Genomic DNA, 20,516 nt, shown 5'->3' on the forward strand with positions numbered 1-20,516 from the left:
AGCACTGACCAGAGATGTCAGTATTCAGGCACAGAAAATTTATCTTATGGTTGTATAACGGCGTGATTTAGCGGAAACCTTAGGAGTTTTTGCAGAAAGTGGCGCTGGCCGAAAAAAAGGCCAGCGCGCGGGAGAATTACGCGGTGGCTTCCACCTCCATCATGACCGGGTGGAAACGGCGTTTGAAGTAGATCAGGCCGTGTCCTGCATCACTCAAAATGATATTTTTAATTTCAACAAGATACACCAGATGCGTGCCGATGGTTTGCACCTGGCTTATCTCGCCTTCCAGGCTTGCCAGCGCACCTTTCAGCATCGGCTGCGCCAGCGGGCCTTTCTGCCAGCAGGAGAGGGCAAAGCGCTCCTCCATTGTCATACCGGTCATCCCGGCGAAGTGGCGAGCCATGATCTCCTGCTCGTGGTTCAGCACGTTTATGCACAGTCTGCCGTTGCCCTGGAATACCGGGTTCATGGCGCTGTTGGCGTTGATGCACACCATGACCGACGGCGGCGTGTCCGTAACCGAACAGACTGCGGTGGCGGTAATGCCGCAGCGGCCTGCTTCCCCCTCGGTGGTGACGACATTGACTGCGGCCGACAGGCTGGCCATCGCGTCGCGAAAACGCAGGCGTTCTTCTGATTGCATTGAAACCTCCCGCTGCGCTATTTCAGCAGCTTATCCAGCATGTTGATATCGCTGTTGTTGTGCAGGTGCGGCACCGTCCAGCCGTGTTGGTCGTATTCGGACATACAGCGGTCGACCATCGCCATCATTTTGTCCATGTTGCCGGAGCTCTGCGCCTGGCGCAGACACTGCAGGCGAATTTCATCCTGGCTACCGGAGTAGTTGATCTCATACAGCTCGTGACGGCCGCCAAACTCGCTGCCAATGGCATCCCACATCAGCTTCAAAATCTTGATGCGTTCGACGTGATCCATGCCGTTGGAGCCGCGCACGTATTTCGCCAGATACTGGTCAATCTGTGGGTTATTCAGGTCCCGCGCGCTGGACGGCAGATAGATCAGCCCGCTGGTGACGTTACGTTCGATAATATTCTTAATCTTCGCGTAGGCCATCGGAGCCATCACGCGGTAGGTCTGCAGCGCCGCGTGGTCCGGCAGATACGCGCCATTGACCCACGGCGTGGCTTCAGAGCACATGGAGTCGCTCAGCGCCCAGAACATATTGCGCCAGGCCACCACCTCGCCGAGATCCGCCTGTACGCCGCGGAATTCAAGGGTGCCGGTACACTCCAGCGATTTTTTCAACAGGGCGGTGATGAAGTCGAGCTTCACTGCCAGGCGCACGCATGCCTGTAGCGGATACATCCGCGCAAAGCCACCTTCCATCGTCCAGCGACGACAGCGGTCGAAATCGCGGTAGATCAGCACGTTTTCCCACGGGATCAGCACATGATCCATCACCAGGATCGCGTCGTTCTCATCAAAGCGGCTGGAGAGCGGGTAGTCATACGGGGAGCCGGTTGCGCCAGCCACCATCTCGTAAGAGGCACGGGAGATGAGCTTGACGCCTTCGGCATCCATCGGTGCGACGAACATCAGCGCAAAGTCCGGGTTTTCGCCCATCACCTGCGCGGAGCCGAAGCCGATCATGTTGTAGTGGGTCAGCGCCGAGTTGGTTGCCACCACTTTCGCCCCGCTGACAACGATCCCGGCGTCGGTCTCTTTCTCCAGTTTGATGTAGACGTCTTTCACCTCATCCGCCGGTTTGTGGCGGTCGATAGGCGGGTTAACGATGGCGTGGTTGAAATACAGGCCGGTTTCCTGAATGCGGGTGTACCAGCTGCGGGCGTTCTGCTCGAACTGACCGTAGAAGGCCGGGTTGGCACCGAGCGCGCAGCCGAACGCGGCCTTATAGTCCGGCGTACGCCCCATCCAGCCGTAGCTTAGGCGTGACCATTCGGCGATAGCGTCGCGCTGCTGGCGCAGGTCGTCGGCGCTTTTCGCCACGCGGAAGAACTTGTGGGTGTAACCGCCGCTGCCGGTGTCGGTGCCCCAGCACAGCGTGTCCTGCATGTCCGGCTTGTGCAGGGCATCGTACATCTGCGCGATGGAGGCTGCCGCATTGCGGAACGCCGGATGGGTGGTGACGTCTTTGACGCGCTCGCCGTAGATATAAATCTCACGCCCGTCCTGCAGGCTTTTTAAATACTCTTCACCGGTTAACGGACGTTTGGCATCGGCGCGGAAATCTTCAGGCTTCATAGGGACCTCGTATCGGAATAGTGATGTTAAATTTATGTTTTGTTTTTGTTGTTTAATTGAAGCGTGAGAGGGGCGGGACGTGAAGGGACGATTGGGACAACGGCGGGTACTTTTCGGGTGGGATGTGGATTTGTGATCTGTGCGGCTTTTCGGCGGGTGGCGCTGCGCTTACCCGCCCTACGAACCGTGATGCGTTCAGGAAACCGGTACTTTCTGCGCCCGATATGCGCTTGGCGAGCACCCCACTAAGCGGTTAAAAAAGCGGGCGAAATAGGCCGGATCTTTAAACCCCAGCTGCCAGGCAATCTCGCTGACCGCGCTGTCGGAAAAGAGCAGCAGCCGTCTGGCTTCCCGCAGCTGTCGGTCGAAGATCAACCGCTTCGGCGGGCGGTTGGCGAAGCGGCGACAGATATCGGTTAGCCGGGATTCGGTCAGGTGCAGTTCGTTGGCATATTCCGGCACTGTCCAGTGCTGGTGGTAGTGCGTGTCGATCAGCTGGGTAAAGCGCTGGAACAGCTTCAGCTCGCCGCGCATACCGCCTGAAGCGTGATCGTCGAGCTTCGCGTTGCGCAGCAGCAGAGTGAATACGGCCTGCGCCAGCAGAACCAGCGTATGCTCGCGGCCCGGCAGCTGTTCCATGGACTCCCGGGCTATCAGCTGCCAGTAGTGTTTCAGCGCCGCCAGTTCATCAGGCTTGTCGGCCAGCGACAGGCAGATCCCCGGCAGACCAAACGCTTCCCGGGTGCCGGGGTAGAGCACCTCCAGCAGCGGCCAGATCAGATCCTCGCGCACCGTCAGCACGTGCCCGTCGCTGTCGGATTCGGTAATAAACGCGTGCGGCACCGACGGCGGCGTGAGAACGAAAAGCGGGGCCTGCACCGAGTAACGGTGATCGTCGAGCTGGAGTTCAATCTGCCCGGTATCCAGAAAGTGCATCTGAAAATACTGGTCGTGACGATGCGCCTGCATGTCGCGGCCAAAAAAGGCCGCCATGCGTGCGAACGACTGGTAGTGCACATCGTCGGTGCCCAGACTTTCGTCGTACTCCTTGCTGATATCAATGTTGGCGATAGGGCTCTGGCACATGATCGTTCCTCTGTTGATCCCGCTGCGTCATCGGAATGCGCGTCAGCACCAGCGCGCCGACCACCAGTAGCCCGGCCACGAACCACAGCCCGGAGCTGAAGCTGCCGGTCGCGTCGCGCAGAATGCCGATCAGCAGCGGGCTAACGGCAGAACCCACGTTGCCGATGGCGTTGATCACCGCCAGCGCCACCGCGCGGGACTGCAGGCTAATCACCCGATCTGGCGTGGTCCAGAATATCGCCATGGCGGTAAATGATCCGGTTGAGGCCATGATGATGCCAAGCAGCTGGATCAGGCTGTGATCGGTGGCGGAGGCCAGCATCCATCCCGCCGCCGCGAACAGGTACGGCAGGATGGTGTGCTTTTTTCGCTCTTTCAGCCTGTCGGATCGGCGGCTCCACCAGATCATCCCGAGGATGGTGCAAAACTGCGGGATCGCCGCCAGCAGGCCAATGACGATATTGCTGCTGCCGGTGTTAAAGCTCTGCAGGATCTGCGGCGTCCAGATGTTGATCGCGCTCAGCGTGTTGGTCAGGCAGAAGTAGGCCAGCGTATAGAGCAGCACGGCGGGCGTCAGCACTTCTCGCAGCGTCGAGCGCGGCGTGACGGCGCGGGCAATAGTGACCTCCTGCTCGCGGGCGATCATGGTTTTCAGCGCCTGCTTTTCGTCCTCATCCAGCCAGGTGGCCTGATCCGGCGTGTCGTTAAGGTAGAACCAGGTTACTACCCCGAGCACCACTGACGGCAGCCCTTCCAGCAGGAACAGCCACTGCCAGCCCTTCAGGTTCCACAGCCCGTCCATCGCCAGAATGTACCCGGAGAGGATTGAACCGAGCATCATGGTGACCGGCATGGCGATCATAAACAGCGCGTTGGCGCGGGCGCGGTGATAGGCCGGGAACCACCAGGTGAGATAGACCAGGATCCCCGGCAGGAAACCGGCTTCGGCAATGCCCACCAGCATGCGCAGGACGTAAAGGGTTTCAGGGCTGGTGGCGAACATGGTGCAGGTGGAGGCGATGCCCCACACCACCATGATCCCGGCGATCCAGCGCCGCGCGCCGATCTTCGCCAGCATGATGTTGCTTGGGATCCCGCACAACACATAGGTGACGTAAAACAGGGTTGCGGCCAGGCCAAACATGGTGGAGGTGAGGCCGAGATCTTTACCCATCGTCAGTCCGGCAAAGCCGATGTTGATGCGGTCGAGAAACGAGAAAACAAACAGGATAAAGAGAAACACGATTAAACGTCGGAACAGCTTGTTAATGGCGCGTTGTTCAACAGCTTTATTATCATGGGTTTGCAGGGTAGAGGTCGTCATGATGCGCTCCAGATCTTACGTTTAGTAGACGGATTTATTGTTATTAACTGACGTAACCGGTTGTTCGATAAAGCGTGCAGCCAGCGCTTCCGCACCGCGGGCGAGCAGGGTAGTGTCGACGCCGACGGCGACAAACAGCGCGCCAAGGTCGAGATAGCGTTTTGCCAACGCCTCGTTTGCCATCAGGATGCCGGGGGCTTTGCCCGCGCTCAGGATCTGCGCGATCGCCTGCTCGATAGCGGCCTGGACCTCCGGGTGCTGCGGATTACCGGCAAAGCCCATGTCGGCGCTGAGATCGGCCGGGCCGATAAACACGCCGTCGACGCCTTCCACGTCGAGGATCTGCGGCAGGTTTTTCAGCGCCTCACGGGTTTCGATTTGCACCAGTACGCACATGGCGTCGTTAGCCTGCTGCAGATAGTCCGGAATGCGGTTCCAGCGCGACGCTCTTGCCAGCGCGCTGCCGACGCCGCGAATGCCCGCCGGTGGGTAGCGGGTGGCACGTACCGCCAGCCGCGCTTCTTCGGCGTTTTGCACCATCGGCACCAGCAGGGTTTGTGCGCCGACGTCCAGCAGCTGTTTGATCTGCACCGGATCGTTCCACGACGGGCGCACCACCGGTTGGCTCGGATAAGGGGCGATGGCCTGCAATTGGGTTAAGACGGTTTGCACGCTGTTCGGGGCGTGCTCGCCGTCGATCAGCAGCCAGTCGAAGCCTGCCCCGGCCAGCAGTTCGGCGCTGTAGCTGCTGGTGAGCCCCAGCCATAAGCCGATTTGTGGACGGCCCGCTTTCAGCGCCGCTTTGAATGCATTCTGCATGATTGTCTCCTTACACAAAGCGGCAGCTGATGGAGCCCATGTTGCCGTAGTCAACGTGGAAAGTGTCGCCTCTGCTGGCGGGCACCGGGCGGGTAAACGAGCCGCCGAGGATGATCTGCCCCGGCTCAAGCTGCACGTCGTACGGCGCTAGCTTGTTCGCCAGCCACGCCACGCCGTTCGCCGGGTGGTTAAGCACGCCAGCGGCCACGCCGGTCTCTTCGATCACGCCGTTGCGGTAGAGCAGGGCGGAGATCCAGCGCAGATCCAGCGCGTCGGGCTTAATCGGGCGACCGCCGAGGATCACCCCCGCGTTGGCAGCGTTATCGGAGATGGTGTCGAACACCTTGCGCGGGCGCTGGGTTTCCGGGTCAACGTTGTGGCAGCGGGCGTCGATCAGCTCCAGTGCCGGGATCACGTAGTCCGTGGCGTTGTAGACGTCGAAGATCGTGCAGTTCGGGCCGCGCAGCGGTTTTGCCAGCACGAACGCCAGCTCTACTTCGATGCGCGGGACGATAAAGCGATCGACGGGGATGTCGCTGCCGTCGTGGAAAAACATGTCGTCCAGCAGCGCGCCGTAGTCCGGCTCGCTGATCTGCGAGCTGGCCTGCATCGCTTTGGAGGTGAGGCCGATCTTGTGACCCTTCAGCACGCGGCCTTCGGCGATTTTCAGGTTTACCCATTCGCGCTGAACGGCGTAGGCGTCGTCAATGGTGATCTCCGGGTAGTCCAGCGAGATCGCGCGGATCTGCTCCCGGGTTTGTTCCGCCTGATGCAGGCGGTGGGCGATCAGGGTATGGGTGTGTTTATCGAGCATGGCGATATCCTGTTGTATTGTTTTCTCCCTCTCCCCGTGGGAGAGGGCCGGGGTGAGGGCATCAGGCCGCTGAGATTTCCCTCACCCTAACCCTCTCCCAAAGGGAGGGGGGACAGATCGAGCGGTATTACTTAAACAACGCGTGCACGTTGTTTTGTTTGTAATTGAGCGTCGGGTGCAGTTCGTCCAGCTCGAACGACAGCGCCAGATAGCGGGCAGCCATCAACGCAGCAAAGTGCGCTTTGATAAGCCCAAACAGCATTTCCCCTACGGCTTCCCGACTTTCCAGGCTGCGCCCGGAACCGATCTTCAGCGTCATATGTACAAAGGCGTAATCCTGCTTACCGTCGGCCATCTGCCAGGTATCCAGCCAGTGGGCGCGGCTGCGGATACCGCCGATCGGGAAGATGCCCGTGGCGGCCAGCGCCTCGTTCACTTTGGCGAACAACCCCGGCAGGTCTGCCTGCTCGCGGATGTTGTCGGTACATTCAGCAATAAAGTGCGGCATGGTGGCTCCTCACGCGGGCAGGGGGAAAACGGCGTTAACCTGGCCGGTACCGGAGCTGGCGAACAACTCGGTGAGAAACTCCACCTTGCCGTCGTATTTGTCCCAGCCGAGCATGCCCAGCAGCATCACCGTGTCATGCATATTGCCTTCGCCGTAGCAGTAGTCGGCGTATTCCGGCAGCATGCTGCAGAATTCTTTGAACTGCCCCTCGCGCCACAGCTTCACCACGCGCTCGTCCATCTGGCGGTCAAACTCGCGGGTATAGCTGTTCATCCCTTCTTCCGCGCGCTGGTCGTCGATAAAGCGGTGCGACAGTGAGCCGCTGGCGAGCACCGCCACGGTGCCGTCGTATTTTTTGATGGCGCTGACGATGGCCTCACCGAGTTTGCGGCTGTCGGCGAAGTCGTGAACGGTGCAGAACGCCGAGATAGAGACCACTTTGAAGTGTTTATCCGGGTTCATGTAACGCATCGGCACCAGCGTGCCGTACTCCAGCTTCAGACTCGGGATGTTGTGCGCCTTGGCGCGCACGCCGAGCTTCACCGCCTCGTCGGCAATCAACTGGCCGAGCGCCGGGTTGCCGTCGTAGTCGTAAGTCATGTCGCGGATAAAGTGCGGCAGTTCGTTGCTGGTGTAGACGCCTGAAAAATGGTCCGCACAGTTGATGTGGTATGCGCTGTTCACCAGCCAGTGGGTATCGAAGACGATGATGGTGTCCACGCCCAGCTCGCGGCAGCGCTTGCCGATCTCTTTATGCCCGTCGATGGCGCCCTGACGGCAGCCGCGGTTTTTCCCCGGCAGCTCGGAGAGATACATTGACGGGACGTGGGTGATTTTTGCCGCTAACGCTAATGTACCCATGATCAGATCCCCCATTTAGGAATCGGATGGTCGCCCATGGAGATGCAGACGTTCTTCATCTCCGCAAACACCTCAAAGCTGTACTCGCCGCCTTCGCGCCCGGTGCCGGAGGCCTTCACGCCGCCAAACGGCTGGCGCAGGTCGCGCACGTTCTGGGTATTGACGAACACCATGCCCGCTTCGATATTGCGCGCCAGGCGCAGCACTTTGCTGACGTCCTGGGTCCAGATGTACGACGCCAGACCGTACTCCACGTCGTTCGCCAGGCGCAGACCTTCCGCTTCATCCTTAAACGGCAGCAGGCAGGCCACCGGCCCGAAGATCTCCTCCTGCGCCACGCGCATGCGGTTGTCGACGTCCGCCAGTACGGTCGGGCGCAGGAAGTTGCCGCCTTTCAGATGCGCAGGCAGGTCGGTCGGTTTGTCCGGGCCGCCCGCCAGCAGGGTCGCGCCCTCTTCAATGCCGAGGCGAATATAGCCAGAGACTTTCTCCCAGTGTGACTTGCTGATGAGTGCCCCAATCTGGGTGGTCGGATCGGTCGGGTCGCCCACGCGCAGACGGTTGGCACGCTCCGCAAAGCGTTTGACGAACTCCGGGTAGATGCTCTGCTGGATGAAGATGCGCGAGCCCGCGGTGCAGCGCTCGCCGTTGATGGAGAAGATGGTGAACAGGGCGGCATCTAGCGCGCGCTCGATGTCCGCGTCTTCAAAAATCAGCACCGGGGATTTGCCGCCCAGCTCCATGGAATACTTCTTCAGCCCGGCGTTTTTCATAATATTGCGCCCGGTGGCCGTGCCGCCGGTAAAGGAGACGGCGCGCACGTCGTGATGACGCACCAGCGCATCGCCTGCCGTCGCGCCGTAGCCCTGCACAACGTTGAGTACACCCGCCGGAATGCCCGCCTCCAGCGCCAGCTCGCCCAGACGGTCGGCGGTCAGCGGGGAGAGTTCAGACATTTTCAGTACCGCGGTATTGCCGAGCGCCAGGCACGGGGCGACCTTCCAGGTGGCGGTCATGAACGGCACGTTCCACGGTGACACCAGCGCGCAGACGCCCACCGGCTGCACCAGGGTGTAGTTGAGCATTTTGTCGTCAACCGGGTAGGTTTTGCCGTTCATCTGCTGGCACACCTCGGCGAAAAACTCGAAGTTGTGCGAGGCGCGCGGGATCAGCACGTTTTTAGTCTGGTGGATCGGCAGGCCGGTGTCGGCGGTCTCCATAGCGGCGATCTCGGGCACGTTCTGATCGATTAGATCGCCCAGACGACGCATCAGCCGCGCGCGTTCCTTCATCGGCAGGTTGGCCCATTTTGGAAACGCCTCTTTCGCGGCGGCTACGGCCTGATGGATTTCGGCTTCACCGCCGGAAGCCACTTCGGCCAGCACCTCGCCGGAGGCCGGATTGGTGGTGTGGAAATAGTCGCTTCCCGCCACGTTTTTGCCGTTGATCCAATGGTTAATTTTTTTCATTTTGCCGTCTCCTCACTCACAATTCGGTTTACCAGGCGTCCTACGCCTTCCACTTCCACCACCACTTCATCCCCCGGCACCACGTCGGACAGCCCCTTCGGCGTGCCGGTGGCAATCATGTCGCCCGGTTGCAGGGTCATAAAATCGCTCAGGTAGGCAATCAGGAACGGGATGCTGAAAATCAGATCCGCCGTCGTGCCAAGCTGTCGCAGTTCGCCGTTAACGAAGGTGCGCAGGGCGAGGTTGTGCGGGTCGGGAATGGCTTCTTTTGGTACGATGTTTGGGGAAATGGGGGTCAGCCCGTCGCGGCTTTTCACCCGCAGGTTTGGGCGGTAGTAGTTCTCGAGATAGTCGCGGATGGCGTAGTCGTTGCAGACCGTGTAGCCCGCAACAACGTCCATCGCCTCGGCTTCACTCACCTTGCGGGCGGTTTTGCCGATGACCACCACCAGCTCCGCTTCGTAGTGCATGTAGTCGATGTTGTTCGGGCGCACCGAGGTCTGGTCGTCACCGTTGAAAGTGTTCGGCGCTTTGATAAACACCAGCGGCTCGGTGGGGGGCTTGAAGTCCAGTTCGCTGGCGTGGTCGGCGTAGTTCAGGCCAAGGGCGAACAGCGTGGCGTGCGGGGGCGTGCGGTGAGCGATAGCGACGTCGCGTTCGTCCACCACCGGGTTTTCCAGCGGCGGAAAACCTTTTGCCAGAATGCGTACCCGGTCTCCAGGGCGGATCTCGACGCGGCTGTGCGGGGTGCCGAGCAATATCGCATCGCCGGGATTAAGGGTCGCGAACTCACTCAGGGCGCTCAGCAGCTGCGCGGCGTTGCGATGCAAATCGGCCGTATTCCAGTGGTCCGCCTCGCGGCCGTTAATCTCGGTGATGAGGGTCAGGTTATCCACGTTATCAACGTTGACCAGCTCGCCCAGCGGGCAGAATCCGTCCCGGCATTTCGCCTTGATCGCCGGGCGGTAGAAGCTCTCTTCCGGCAGACTCACCTCGTTGGCCAGCGCATATCCGGCAATGTACGCCGCCGCGTCTTCCTCGCGCACCTTGCTGGCCGTTTTGCCCACCACCAGCGCGACAGTCGCGCCGCTTAGCACCGTTTCACCCTGCGGGAAGGGAATGGGATCGCCTGCGCGGATCACGGTGTTATGCGGTTTGATAAACCACACTGCCGTTTTCGGCGGTGTGTTGTAGGGGGCTTTTTCAAACGCCTCAGCCCAGGCATCGCGCTGGCTTTGATGATTCAACGCGACGGCAAAAACGGTACCTTTCATTCACCTGCTCCTCACCCCGGCAGTCCGGGTTATGATTTCATTAATATGTTAATGATCTGGTTTTATGCTTTTGCTGTTTATTTCGCAATCAGAAGTGAAAAATTTGTGATATGAATAACAATAAATTTACATATTGGTTTTTATTTTGATTAAAATCAGTGTGTTAACAAAATTGGCGGGTTTCTGTTAGACTTTTCGGCAGAAAACGTGTTGTTTATAAAAACATCTTTTATGAATTGTTTACTTGTTAATGAAGGGCGGGGAGAGGCTATGCATGATTCATTAACCATCGCGCTGCTGCAGGCGCGGGAAGCGGCGATGTCGTACTTCCGACCCATTGTGAAGCGACATAACCTGACCGAGCAGCAGTGGCGGATTGTGCGCGTGCTGGCGGAACATCCGTCGATGGATTTTCACGATCTGGCGTTTCGCACCTGCATTTTGCGTCCCAGCCTGACCGGCATTCTGACGCGCATGGAGCGCGACGGCCTGGTGCTGCGCTTAAAGCCAGTGAACGACCAGCGCAAGCTGTACGTGTCGCTGACCAAAGAGGGCAATGCGCTGTATGAGCACGCCCAGGCGCAGGTGGAAGAGGCATACCAGCAGATTGAGGCGGAATACACGCCGGAGAAGATGAAACAGCTGACGACGCTGCTGGAAGAGTTTATTGAACTCGGAAACCGGCATAACGCAGCGCGGGAAGAAGAGTAAAAACCACAAATTCCAGGATGATTTTCGTAAAGTTTTCCCTTTCCAGGCCGAAAATTCTGTATCTGTCTGAGGAAAGAGAAAACATGTTAAACCGTATCAAGATTGTCACCAGTTTAATGCTGGTTTTAGCTATATTTGGCCTGTTACAACTCACATCCGGTGGTCTTTTCTTCAATGCCCTTAAGCATGACAAAGAGAATTTCACCGTCCTGCAAACCATTCGCCAGCAACAATCCACGCTGAATGCCAGCTGGGTGGCGTTGCTGCAAACCCGTAATACCCTGAACCGCGCGGGTATTCGCTACATGATGGATCAGAGCAATATCGGCAGCGGCGCGACCGTTAACGATCTGATGCAAATCGCGTCCACGTCGCTGAAGCAGGCGGAAAAAAACTGGGCCGCCTACGAGGCCCTGCCGCGCGATCCGCGTCAAAGCGATGCGGATGCCATGGAGATCAAGCGTAACTACGATATCTACCACGGTGCGCTGGCGGAGCTGATTCAGCTGCTGGGTGCGGGCAAAATCAACGCCTTCTTCGATCAGCCGACCCAGAGCTACCAGGATGGTTTTGAGAAGCAGTATGTCAGCTACCTGCAGCAGAACGACAAGCTGTATCAAATGGCGGTTGAAGACAGCAAGAGCTCCTTCAGCCAGGCCATCTGGGTGCTGATTAGCGTGCTGCTTGCCGTGCTGGTGGTGATCGTGGCCGTCTGGTTGGGTATCAAGCAGGCGCTGATTTCGCCGCTGACGCGCCTCATCGACAACATTCGCCATATCGCCAGCGGCGATCTGGTGAAGCGCATTGAAGTGGAGGGCTCCAACGAGATGGGCGAACTGGCCGATTCTCTGCGTCATATGCAGAGTGAGCTGGTACGGACCGTTGGCGACGTGCGTAATGGCGCGAATGCTATCTACAGCGGCGCGAGCGAAATCGCGATGGGCAATAACGACCTCTCTTCCCGTACAGAACAGCAGGCTGCGTCCCTGGAAGAGACTGCTGCCAGCATGGAGCAGCTGACGGCGACCGTGAAGCAGAACGCCGAAAACGCCCGTCAGGCGAGCCATCTGGCGCTGAGCGCGTCCGAGACCGCGCAGAAAGGCGGTAAAGTGGTGGACAACGTAGTGCAGACCATGCGCGATATCGCCGGTAGTTCGCAGAAGATTGCCGACATTATTAGCGTGATCGACGGAATTGCTTTCCAGACCAACATCCTGGCACTGAACGCGGCGGTAGAAGCGGCGCGCGCAGGCGAGCAGGGCCGTGGTTTTGCGGTGGTGGCAGGTGAAGTGCGTAACCTGGCCCAGCGCAGCGCCCAGGCAGCACGTGAAATCAAGAGCCTGATTGAAGACTCTGTGGGTCGCGTGGAAGTGGGTTCAACGCTGGTAGAAAGCGCCGGTGAAACCATGGGCGAGATCGTGAATGCGGTAACCCGCGTTACGGATATCATGGGCGAAATCGCCTCGGCTTCTGACGAGCAGAGCCGCGGTATCGACCAGGTAGGTCTGGCGGTCGCCGAGATGGATCGCGTGACCCAGCAGAACGCCTCGCTGGTGGAAGAGTCTGCCGCAGCGGCGGCGGCGCTGGAAGAGCAGGCGAGCCGCCTGACCCAGGCTGTCGCGGTGTTCCGCATTCAGCAGGAGCAGATGAAAGCGCGCGAGTTCGCTTCGGCGAAAAGCGTTGCTACCCCGGTGATGTCGCGTAAAGCGGCAACCGCTGATGCGGGTGATAACTGGGAAACGTTCTGATCGTGCGTGTTGTGCCGGGTGGCGGCTTCGCCTTACCCGGCCTACGGGGAGGGGTATGTGCCGGGTGTCGGCTATGCCTTACCCGGCCTACGGTTCAGGGTTTTGTAGGCCCGGTCAGCGCAGCGCCACCGGGCGATATCAAAGCGGCAGACGCATGGCGCAGCGGGAGTCAAACGCTAAGCCGTGCGCTGTCTCATCTTCCCTTTTCTGACGCAGTTCAGGCGTGAGTTCAGTGACGTATTCAAACCCCAGCCGCTCATAGAACGGCGCATTCCACGGTACGTCGCAGAATGTCGTCAACGTCAGCGACGACAGCCCCCCTTCGCGGGCATGGTCAGCCACAGCGTTAATGAGCTGCCGACCAATCCCCTTTCCCTGCCAGTCCAGATGCACCGAAAGTTCGACAATAAACAGCGATGTCGCGTGCGCCTCTGCGAGGATAAACCCAACGGGATGGTCGTTCGCCAGCGCCAGCCAGCTTAGCCCCCGTTCGGCATAGTTGAGATGCTCTTCAGTTGAAATCACCTCACCCTCGGCAAGCCAGGCGAGAGGGGGGATTTCACGAAAACGCTCGCCCGCCGCGCGTTCAATGGCGGGCAGGGTGGCAGCATCGCTGAAGGTGGTAGGGCGAATGCGAATGTTCATGGCGGGAAGTATAGCCTGACCCGTCGGTATTATTCTGTGCAGACCAGCACCGGCGAGTAAAAATTGCTGATAACCAGTGCATCATGCGTCGTGCGCTCTATCGCCAGGAGCCTTTTTTTCCCCTGGGTCAGGCCCGCGACGTATTTCTCAAATACGCCCGGCGGCATGGCGTCATGGCCAAAACGCTCCACTTTTTGAATAACGATCTCATACAGTTCCCCTTCCACGTGGCGCCATTTAAACATCTCCTGACGGGACACTTCCCAGTGGTTTGGGGCATTCTCCACGTTACCGTTTAGCGTGATGTACCCGGTTTTGTTGGGGTGAAACTGCATGATGACCTCCCCGTCAAACGTGAAATCGTGGCTGTCACGTTTGTCGGAGAAGGTCAGGTATCCATTGCATGCCATCGACAGCGGTGGCGTGTAGAAATACCACGCCAGTGCAGCGCCGGTAATCATCAGGTTAAGGGCCAGAATGAGCCAGATTTTTGTGTATCTCATATCACCACTCGTAATAGTAAAGCGTACGACAGGCGCTCGCTTGCCCCTGCGTGAGCGAGCATTGGGAGAGCACCAGTCGTCCCTCGTGGCCGTAGAAAAGCGTTCGCTGAATGTGCATGTAGAAAATTGAATTTTCCAGGCACGGAAGGTGACCGTCCTGCTGAAGGCTTTGCGCCAGCGCAGCCGCCCGCTCGTGAAACACATCCGCCAGCGGCGTAAAGGTATAGACCGGACAGTTCCCGATATGGGTCAGCAGATGAATGTCCTTCTGCCGGGTTTCGGGTTTGATAGCCGTTATCCAGAGGCACAGCGCTACGACCGCCAGCGTAAGCGCGCCCCAGAGCAGCCGCTCCGGTCGGGCGGGTACTGCAGTTTTCGCCGTTTCGGCGGCCGGTGTTTCTTCCTCCAGGGCTGTTACCGTGACGTCTGCGCTGAGCATAAAGCCCGTCCTGGGGACGGTGACGATAAACAGCACGTCGGGAAGCAGGCTGGCCAGCATTTTGCGCAAGATACTGATGTACTGGTTTAACGAATTGTTAGACCCCTGGAGCCCACGCCGATCCCAGACGTCATGCAGGAAGGTCTCCCGCTCGACCACGTTCCCATGATGCTGCACCAGCAGCTTCATAATGCTATTGGCTGTGCAGGTGAGGATCTGCGCATCCTCAGGCGGCACATTGATAAGAGAAACAGAACCGTCCTCGTCGTTGTAGACGATGGCGTCAGCAAGCAGGTATTTCATAAGTTGTTGTAAAACAGACAGAGATAACGAATAAAAAAAGAGAAGGTTTACGCCTTGTATGCAGAGCTGGTGGCTATTTTAACGCCATTGTTACCGATAACATTGATCCAGACAGGATTTTGGTCTGTTTAATAAGTCAGCGTGATTATCACGTCATCAATAAATTCCCCTGTACCGCTCAGGGGCTGAGCGGGGACTTCCCCGTAAACGGTGAAGTTCTGGGTGCCGCCAGTGGGATGGGTGACATGCAGCGCATCGCCGCTGTGCAGAGCGCCCCAGCTTTGCGTGGCACCCGCATCCTGCCAGAGCCCGTAGCGCAGGCACTGACCCTCATCGTTACACAGCTGCCGCTGATTCCCGATGGCATGGTTGCCGTTGCCCATGCCAAGCGTAAACGCTGTACCGGCCGGACAGCGCGTGGTAAGGGTTGCGGTGGAACGCGTCGGGCGCAGCGTGGCGGTACTGTTGAGGGTGCCGAAGTTAAGCGGGGTGACGCGTTCTATGTAGCAGCCCTGGCTGATTTCGGCCTGCGCATTGGTACCGCCCTGCACCTGCTCCCCCTCCGCAGAGCCATCCGAGCAGTTTTGCAGTGCATCCTGACGGCTAGCGCTGTGCCAGGCGATGCGCAGATTCATGTTGTAGTTGTAATAGTGGTACGCCGGAAGTTGGTTTTGCCCTGCCGGGACGGTGGCGATAAGCGGAAAGCTCCCGCTGATGTTGGCATTGCTGTCGGCGGTCAGAGTCTGCTGAATGAGTTCCCCGCTGCTGGCGGGACCGAGTTCCTGAGCGCGCGCGTCGCCGTTAAGCAGGCGGAAAAGCAGGGTGTACTGTTTACCCTCCGAATCTCCCGGTGAGACCATCTGAAAGGGCGGTGCGTCGATACTGCTCAGACAGACGTTGATATATTCCGTCGTGCCGTTGTTGTCAGCCTGACAGCTAAATTTAACTTCGGTGTTGGTCGACGCGGCATTGCCCGCCACGACATTGCCAAAGTTGATGACGGCAGGTGATGTTATCCAGCATGCGGCGGCCATCGCCTTCACGGACACCGCAAGCAGCAACAAGAACGGTGCTTTTAATGACACTGTTGTTCTCCAATATTCTGTATGGGTGACGCAGTACGGGGGGCCGGAAGTCTGACCCGGCACTCACCCTCACCAGTTTTTACCACCAGCTCACCCGGCAGAGGCGGGTCTTCAAGCCAGATAAAACCGTCACGCCCCACAATGGTGGCACCGCGTGGCGTTGAGACAATGCTGCCGAGCGGGAGCGGATTGTGGTGGCTGTCCACCAGTCGGGCCTGAACTGTGACGGCGTGATGGACGTTAAAATCGACTTTTACCGCGCCGCCGTTGCCCGGTCTGGCCTGCATGTCGGTGACGGGGGCAATCACGTCGGCAGGCAGATCCAGCGGATTGATGCTGACTTTACTGGCGTGGTAACGCGGCAGGTCGGTCAGCAGCAGATACCCTTTCTCGTCGGTTTCGCCTGCCGGGCGGTTTTCCAGCATCACTGGCACATGTCCGACACCGTGCGTGGAGACCAGGGCCAGGCTTTGTTGGCTGTAGCGCAGCGTGTGCAGGCTGCCATCCAGCAGCGTCAGGCTACCCTCGGCTGAGGCATAGTTAGCGCCCTGCGCCATCCCGACGTGCCACTCACCTGCGTGGCCCAGATAGCCCACGTCCGCATAGGTTTCCCGGTGCTCGCCAAAGCCTCGCCCCAGCTGCCATGACCAGCCGCCGACCTGATCGTCCGGCTGATGGCGATAATCCATGCGCGGCATATCGCGGCTGGCCTGAACGGAGAGGGTATCCTCACGCCCTAACGGGATCGAGAGCATCAGCTGAACGTGGCTCGATGCATCCGTAAACGAGCGGGTGTAGCTCAGCGTGGTGGAAATGTGTGCCGGCAGCGAGGCGGACCAGGAGGCGTTGAGATAGCGTTGTTTGGTGCCCTGAATGTTTTGCTGTACCCAGCCCGCACCGAAGGTACCTGAATGGGGTATCGACTGGCTGACCCAAACGCTATCGCTGCGTCTGACGGGGAGGGTACCGCTCATGCGGGCGTTATCGGCAAATGTGGCATCGGTACGAACGGTACTGGCAGAGATCCCCGTCCCGCGACCGTTCCATTGCCAGCCAAGGCCCCACTGTTTTCCCTGACCGTAGGGGCTGTCGCTGATGGCGACATGCTGGCTGATAATCCCTGTCCCGGGCGAGATCAGCCAGTCGACCCCTGTCCCGACATTGCGCAGTTTACTCTGCTGCTCCGTGTGCAGCGCCAGCGTCAGCTGGTTATTCACCCCGTAGCGCCACCCTGCGTCGAGCATGGGCGAGGCGGCATAGTCATTGGATCGCAGGGCGTAGTTTTGTCGCATCCAGCCGATATCCAGCGAGCCGCTGCTGAGTCCTTCCGCCAGCATCCCCGGCGCACCGTAGAGATCGAGCTGTACGGTACGACGCTGACCGTTGATGTCGGTAATGACCACCTGGGCCTGCCCGCTTCCGGTAAATGAGGGCAGGGTATCCAGCAGAAAATCGCCCGGCGTGACGCGCTGGCTGCTCTGCTTAAGCCCGTCGATGTACAGATCGACCGTAGAAGGCAGAACCGCCGTGTCGCTGTAACAGCTACGCGGTTCGGTGTTGAGCTGCGGATTGAGCTCAAAATTACGCGCCCAGTGCAGCCCGCCAAAGCGTACCTGTCGGCTCCAGCGGGAGCCCGTGGTGATGTTGTCGCCCAGCGCCAGACTCGTGAGCGAGTCCGTGTTGTCCCACTGCCAGCGGGTTTCAAGGCGTGTGTGGCGGGGCCGACCTGCGCTGTTTTCCTCACCGGCATGGCTCGAAAAGCTGCTGCTGAACGTTCCGGGAAGCGCCCCGGATGCGGTGAGCGACGTTTGCGCGTTAAGCTGGCGTTTCCCCTCTGCGCCGCTGCCATAAAGCGCATACCCGAGCGTCAACACGCTAATGGGCTGCGCCTCAGGATAGCGATACTGCGGCGTCGGCCTCCCGACAGACAGATGCTGTTGGCCCTCAAGCGCCTTTGCGTCGGCGGTAATGGAGACCTGCTGAGCATGCAAATCGAGACTGACTTTCAGACCCGGCAGGGACGTCAGCGCGACCCACTCGTTGGCGTTATCCGGGGCGCGAAGCCCCAGTTTTTTGAGGTCGCGGTGGTCCATCCACAGCGCATCTCCCACTACCCGGCAGGCCCACAGATCCCCGCGCGGGTCGTGGTTCACGGTGATTGCCAGCCATTGCAGGGTATCGGCGGCGGGTTCAGTCCGGGCTGACAGCATCAGCGGTAGCCAAAACAGGAGCGCGAGAAGCAAGCGGGCGCAGGGGTATCTGGCTGGCATGGTGGTCGTCATTGAGATAGGCGCGCAACGCGCTGAACGTGTGGCGCGAAGTGTGCTTTAGCGTTATAAGCGCGGTCTGTCCCGGCAGAACATAGCCCGCCAGCCCTTTCAACGACCCGACGACCTGACCGGTGGCCGTCAGAACCTGCAGGTGGCTCAGGCGGATATGGCTGTTTCCGGCGTTATAGCAGCGGATCGTTCCCGGGGTGTCCGCCTGTTCGCAGCTCAGGGCATCGCGGCTGACGGGCATATTCTGGTTTCCGGCAATGAAGACAGGAATGGAGTAGCGAAGCAGAAAGTGTATCGCGTTGGGATTGGCCGCGCGGGACGTTGCATCCGGTAGCTCATCAATGACCAGCCGGTAACTTTGCTCCTGTTCACGGATCCCTGGCTGCATCACGATTATGCGCACCAGCTGCTGCTGGCCCGGCGCCAGTGAGGTCATCGCCGGGCTGCTGACCACCTCGTCGGTGGCCGTTAATACATCTTTACCGTTTTGCTGGGTCCATTCGTAAACCCGTATCTGCGCATGGATGGCCGCTTTACCGCTGTTAGTGAGGTAGACCGCCGAGGCGCTTTGCCCGCTCTGGAGGTCGAGCGTCACTGGGGCCACCTGAAGCGTGGCGGCCATCGCGTAGCGTGACAGCAGCGCCAGCATCATGAACCACAGAATGAAGCAGGGGAGAAAACGACGCATGATCAATACACCAGATTCAACGTGACATCATCGCTATAGGCGCCAGCCTGCGCGGTTGTCAGGGCACCTGCGTCAATCACGCCATACAGCGTCTCTTGCTGTTCCATGCCGTTGCCGGTGTCGGTGAGTCCATCGGTGTTGGTAATTTGCGTCTGTTTGCCCTCATCGGCAAAAAGTTTCCAGGCAATCTTCTGTGCGCCCGTTTCACCGTTTTCTGGCTTCAGCCAGAAGGTGCCGTTGTCGCTGCTATCGTTGCTGGTAGCAGAGAGCGTGAACGGCGTCCCGTTGGTACAGACGATATCGACCTGCGTTTTGGCCTGAATTTCGCTTGATTCATCCGAGCCGTGGCGCGAGAAATTGAGGTCGTTGGCTTTGAGCGTGCAGGACTTCACCACCTCAAGTGAAACGTGCATCGTCGCGCTTGTGGTGCTGTCTGCGGCGATTGCAGCAGCAGGAAGCAGGAGAACGGAACAACATACAACAACAGGGATAATTCTCATGATCGTATTTCCTGACGTGAATAACAGTGCAATTACAAAGAAGAGGGGAGCGCGTCCAGCAGGCAGAGTTTTTGATGGAATTCCGCCAGGTTCTGGCAGCAAAATTTGTTCATCGCGTTACGTTTGTGGGTGTAGATCGTTTTAGGTGACTTATTAAGGATTTGCGCAATACGTATCGGGCTGAATCCTTTATGGAACAGCATGCAAACCCGCATCTCCTGACAGGTGAGCGTGGCGGTATTCTCGAAAGAGAAGCTTGTGTCGCTAAAACAGAGGCTTAGCTGCGCGAGAGACACATTGTCCGCAACCACTCTGACCCGCGCGTTGTGTAGCCAGGCGTTAATGTCGTTGACCCGGGCCGCGTCCGTCAATAACAGCCAGTTTCCCCCGACGTGCGTATTGAGCAGCAGTGTCTGCAGACGCATAAGCCCTTGTGGATTAACGTTGTTAATCCAGTACGCCTCAGGACGGGGTGATACGGCTGTCGACAGGATCGAATTCAGGCCAAGCCATAAAAAAGCGTTGCTGCTCAGAACGATAACCTGATAGCCGGCATTTGCGATGAAAGGCGTCATTTTAGACCCCACAGATAACCCTGGCCGTAATCGGCCGCGCTCGCCCGGGCCAGTGCGAAATCGCCCGCCGTTTCGATGCCTTCAATAAGGACTTTACTGGCGACACGCTTACATTGACGGGTGAGATGCAGAAACTTCGCCTGCTCTGTGCGCCCGCTCCAGAAAGTATGTTTGTCAATTTTGACGCCACAGAAGCGGATCTGGCTGGCAAGCAGTTCGGGAAGAATGGCTTCACAGACATCATCAGCCCACACTTCAATTCCCCAAAGATGAAGTGTCGCAATGCAGTTTCGCAGGACCCGGCTTTGCGTATCATCGAGTTGTACCATCGTATGGAGATCGGTCACTTCGATAGCAAGCCTCTCCGGACAGGGTGTTGCTTCTTTTAGCCTGTCGAGGAAGTCCGTTTCCAGCAGCAAATCTGATGTCGCGTTGAGATAATATTTGTCGCCCTCTTCGCAAAACATGGCATGGCGAAGCTGCGCAAAGAAAAGTTGTTTACGCTGCGTCGAAGGCATGGCGTCAAAATAGTCTTCGAGATTGACGTGGGGTTTTGCCGTGGACAATACCTCCCAGGCAATCACATGTTCACTGCGCAGTGCCCGGATGGATTCGAACTTATAGCCGGTTAGCATGATAAAAGTGTGTCACTCTCCGTC

Annotated in this window: 21 protein-coding genes; 2 read left to right on the forward strand and 19 right to left on the reverse strand. The window is 58.7% G+C overall.

Annotated features, from left to right (window positions below; translation table 11 throughout):
• Positions 1-136: 136 nt before the first annotated feature.
• From G0034_RS02885 to hpaG, 10 genes are all read right to left on the reverse strand, one after another.
• Positions 137-646, reverse strand: a complete 510-nt coding sequence (locus tag G0034_RS02885) for a 4-hydroxyphenylacetate 3-monooxygenase reductase subunit (RefSeq protein WP_014882409.1) — start codon at positions 644-646, stop codon at positions 137-139.
• Positions 647-663: 17 nt separating this feature from the next.
• Entirely contained in the window at positions 664-2,226 is a 1,563-nt protein-coding gene (hpaB, locus tag G0034_RS02890) for a 4-hydroxyphenylacetate 3-monooxygenase, oxygenase component (protein ID WP_023331946.1), read from the reverse strand.
• A gap of 195 nt (positions 2,227-2,421) precedes the next feature.
• On the reverse strand, positions 2,422-3,312 hold the full coding sequence (hpaA, locus tag G0034_RS02895; protein WP_045268931.1) for a 4-hydroxyphenylacetate catabolism regulatory protein HpaA: 891 nt from the start codon (positions 3,310-3,312) through the stop codon (positions 2,422-2,424).
• Positions 3,284-4,636, reverse strand: a complete 1,353-nt coding sequence (gene hpaX / locus G0034_RS02900) for a 4-hydroxyphenylacetate permease (protein WP_045281853.1) — start codon at positions 4,634-4,636, stop codon at positions 3,284-3,286. The genes hpaA and hpaX overlap by 29 nt, the downstream gene beginning before the upstream one ends.
• Before the next feature lie 21 nt (positions 4,637-4,657).
• The gene (gene hpaI, locus G0034_RS02905; RefSeq protein WP_014882413.1) at positions 4,658-5,455 is read right to left on the reverse strand and encodes a 4-hydroxy-2-oxoheptanedioate aldolase; all 798 of its coding nucleotides are present in this window, start codon (positions 5,453-5,455) and stop codon (positions 4,658-4,660) included.
• A 10-nt stretch (positions 5,456-5,465) separates the two neighbouring features.
• A complete protein-coding gene (gene hpaH / locus G0034_RS02910) occupies positions 5,466-6,269 on the reverse strand; it encodes a 2-oxo-hept-4-ene-1,7-dioate hydratase (protein ID WP_014882414.1) in 804 nt (267 codons plus the stop codon).
• 127 nt (positions 6,270-6,396) lie between these two features.
• Positions 6,397-6,777, reverse strand: coding sequence for a 5-carboxymethyl-2-hydroxymuconate Delta-isomerase (locus tag G0034_RS02915; protein WP_014882415.1), 381 nt, complete (start codon positions 6,775-6,777; stop codon positions 6,397-6,399).
• A gap of 9 nt (positions 6,778-6,786) precedes the next feature.
• A complete protein-coding gene (hpaD, locus tag G0034_RS02920; RefSeq protein WP_045281852.1) occupies positions 6,787-7,638 on the reverse strand; it encodes a 3,4-dihydroxyphenylacetate 2,3-dioxygenase in 852 nt (283 codons plus the stop codon).
• A 2-nt stretch (positions 7,639-7,640) separates the two neighbouring features.
• Entirely contained in the window at positions 7,641-9,107 is a 1,467-nt protein-coding gene (gene hpaE / locus G0034_RS02925) for a 5-carboxymethyl-2-hydroxymuconate semialdehyde dehydrogenase (protein ID WP_014882417.1), read from the reverse strand.
• On the reverse strand, positions 9,104-10,381 hold the full coding sequence (hpaG, locus tag G0034_RS02930; protein ID WP_023331949.1) for a 4-hydroxyphenylacetate degradation bifunctional isomerase/decarboxylase: 1,278 nt from the start codon (positions 10,379-10,381) through the stop codon (positions 9,104-9,106). The genes hpaE and hpaG overlap by 4 nt, the downstream gene beginning before the upstream one ends.
• 270 nt (positions 10,382-10,651) lie before the next feature.
• On the opposite strand from hpaG, the gene hpaR reads away from it, so the two are divergent.
• The gene (gene hpaR / locus G0034_RS02935) at positions 10,652-11,092 is read left to right on the forward strand and encodes a homoprotocatechuate degradation operon regulator HpaR (protein WP_014882419.1); all 441 of its coding nucleotides are present in this window, start codon (positions 10,652-10,654) and stop codon (positions 11,090-11,092) included.
• A gap of 83 nt (positions 11,093-11,175) precedes the next feature.
• Positions 11,176-12,840: a methyl-accepting chemotaxis protein gene (gene tsr / locus G0034_RS02940; RefSeq protein ID WP_014882420.1), complete on the forward strand. Its 1,665-nt coding sequence runs from the start codon at positions 11,176-11,178 to the stop codon at positions 12,838-12,840.
• Between the two features lie 138 nt (positions 12,841-12,978).
• Here tsr and G0034_RS02945 read toward each other — a convergent pair whose 3' ends face one another.
• The 9 genes from G0034_RS02945 to G0034_RS02985 form a co-directional block, all read right to left on the reverse strand.
• On the reverse strand, positions 12,979-13,485 hold the full coding sequence (locus tag G0034_RS02945; protein WP_179120500.1) for a GNAT family N-acetyltransferase: 507 nt from the start codon (positions 13,483-13,485) through the stop codon (positions 12,979-12,981).
• A gap of 29 nt (positions 13,486-13,514) precedes the next feature.
• Positions 13,515-13,988 (reverse strand): FidL-like protein, encoded by a 474-nt coding sequence (locus G0034_RS02950; protein ID WP_179120501.1) that lies wholly within the window; start codon positions 13,986-13,988, stop codon positions 13,515-13,517.
• Position 13,989: 1 nt separating this feature from the next.
• A complete protein-coding gene (locus tag G0034_RS02955; RefSeq protein WP_032637566.1) occupies positions 13,990-14,730 on the reverse strand; it encodes a winged helix-turn-helix domain-containing protein in 741 nt (246 codons plus the stop codon).
• A gap of 128 nt (positions 14,731-14,858) precedes the next feature.
• Positions 14,859-15,815 (reverse strand): Csu type fimbrial protein, encoded by a 957-nt coding sequence (locus G0034_RS02960; protein ID WP_179120502.1) that lies wholly within the window; start codon positions 15,813-15,815, stop codon positions 14,859-14,861.
• Positions 15,806-18,085, reverse strand: coding sequence for a fimbria/pilus outer membrane usher protein (locus G0034_RS02965; RefSeq protein WP_232952330.1), 2,280 nt, complete (start codon positions 18,083-18,085; stop codon positions 15,806-15,808). The genes G0034_RS02960 and G0034_RS02965 overlap by 10 nt, the downstream gene beginning before the upstream one ends.
• Complete coding sequence (locus G0034_RS02970; protein ID WP_023331956.1) at positions 18,006-18,782, reverse strand: fimbrial biogenesis chaperone; 777 nt, start codon at positions 18,780-18,782, stop codon at positions 18,006-18,008. Before G0034_RS02970 ends, G0034_RS02965 begins: the two co-directional genes overlap by 80 nt.
• Positions 18,783-18,784: 2 nt before the next feature.
• Complete coding sequence (locus G0034_RS02975; protein ID WP_117580860.1) at positions 18,785-19,282, reverse strand: Csu type fimbrial protein; 498 nt, start codon at positions 19,280-19,282, stop codon at positions 18,785-18,787.
• Between the two features lie 32 nt (positions 19,283-19,314).
• On the reverse strand, positions 19,315-19,857 hold the full coding sequence (locus G0034_RS02980; RefSeq protein ID WP_117580862.1) for a helix-turn-helix transcriptional regulator: 543 nt from the start codon (positions 19,855-19,857) through the stop codon (positions 19,315-19,317).
• Positions 19,854-20,492 carry an EAL domain-containing protein gene (locus tag G0034_RS02985; protein WP_023331959.1) on the reverse strand — a complete coding sequence of 213 codons (639 nt, stop codon included), beginning with the start codon at positions 20,490-20,492 and terminating at the stop codon, positions 19,854-19,856. The genes G0034_RS02980 and G0034_RS02985 overlap by 4 nt, the downstream gene beginning before the upstream one ends.
• Positions 20,493-20,516: the final 24 nt, after the last annotated feature.

The sequence above is a fragment of the Enterobacter sp. T2 genome (assembly GCF_010692925.1).
Classification (GTDB): domain Bacteria; phylum Pseudomonadota; class Gammaproteobacteria; order Enterobacterales; family Enterobacteriaceae; genus Enterobacter; species Enterobacter kobei.

What these genes read in the sequence shown, in the direction of transcription:
- G0034_RS02885 (WP_014882409.1), bottom strand. Translation starts at nt 646, where the DNA reads ATGCAATCAGAAGAACGCCTGCGTTTTCGCGACGCGATGGCCAGCCTG.
- hpaB (WP_023331946.1), bottom strand. Translation starts at nt 2,226, where the DNA reads ATGAAGCCTGAAGATTTCCGCGCCGATGCCAAACGTCCGTTAACCGGT.
- hpaA (WP_045268931.1), bottom strand. Translation starts at nt 3,312, where the DNA reads ATGTGCCAGAGCCCTATCGCCAACATTGATATCAGCAAGGAGTACGAC.
- hpaX (WP_045281853.1), bottom strand. Translation starts at nt 4,636, where the DNA reads ATGACGACCTCTACCCTGCAAACCCATGATAATAAAGCTGTTGAACAA.
- hpaI (WP_014882413.1), bottom strand. Translation starts at nt 5,455, where the DNA reads ATGCAGAATGCATTCAAAGCGGCGCTGAAAGCGGGCCGTCCACAAATC.
- hpaH (WP_014882414.1), bottom strand. Translation starts at nt 6,269, where the DNA reads ATGCTCGATAAACACACCCATACCCTGATCGCCCACCGCCTGCATCAG.
- G0034_RS02915 (WP_014882415.1), bottom strand. Translation starts at nt 6,777, where the DNA reads ATGCCGCACTTTATTGCTGAATGTACCGACAACATCCGCGAGCAGGCA.
- hpaD (WP_045281852.1), bottom strand. Translation starts at nt 7,638, where the DNA reads ATGGGTACATTAGCGTTAGCGGCAAAAATCACCCACGTCCCGTCAATG.
- hpaE (WP_014882417.1), bottom strand. Translation starts at nt 9,107, where the DNA reads ATGAAAAAAATTAACCATTGGATCAACGGCAAAAACGTGGCGGGAAGC.
- hpaG (WP_023331949.1), bottom strand. Translation starts at nt 10,381, where the DNA reads ATGAAAGGTACCGTTTTTGCCGTCGCGTTGAATCATCAAAGCCAGCGC.
- hpaR (WP_014882419.1), top strand. Translation starts at nt 10,652, where the DNA reads ATGCATGATTCATTAACCATCGCGCTGCTGCAGGCGCGGGAAGCGGCG.
- tsr (WP_014882420.1), top strand. Translation starts at nt 11,176, where the DNA reads ATGTTAAACCGTATCAAGATTGTCACCAGTTTAATGCTGGTTTTAGCT.
- G0034_RS02945 (WP_179120500.1), bottom strand. Translation starts at nt 13,485, where the DNA reads ATGAACATTCGCATTCGCCCTACCACCTTCAGCGATGCTGCCACCCTG.
- G0034_RS02950 (WP_179120501.1), bottom strand. Translation starts at nt 13,988, where the DNA reads ATGAGATACACAAAAATCTGGCTCATTCTGGCCCTTAACCTGATGATT.
- G0034_RS02955 (WP_032637566.1), bottom strand. Translation starts at nt 14,730, where the DNA reads ATGAAATACCTGCTTGCTGACGCCATCGTCTACAACGACGAGGACGGT.
- G0034_RS02965 (WP_232952330.1), bottom strand. Translation starts at nt 18,085, where the DNA reads ATGCCAGCCAGATACCCCTGCGCCCGCTTGCTTCTCGCGCTCCTGTTT.
- G0034_RS02970 (WP_023331956.1), bottom strand. Translation starts at nt 18,782, where the DNA reads ATGCGTCGTTTTCTCCCCTGCTTCATTCTGTGGTTCATGATGCTGGCG.
- G0034_RS02975 (WP_117580860.1), bottom strand. Translation starts at nt 19,282, where the DNA reads ATGAGAATTATCCCTGTTGTTGTATGTTGTTCCGTTCTCCTGCTTCCT.
- G0034_RS02980 (WP_117580862.1), bottom strand. Translation starts at nt 19,857, where the DNA reads ATGACGCCTTTCATCGCAAATGCCGGCTATCAGGTTATCGTTCTGAGC.
- G0034_RS02985 (WP_023331959.1), bottom strand. Translation starts at nt 20,492, where the DNA reads ATGCTAACCGGCTATAAGTTCGAATCCATCCGGGCACTGCGCAGTGAA.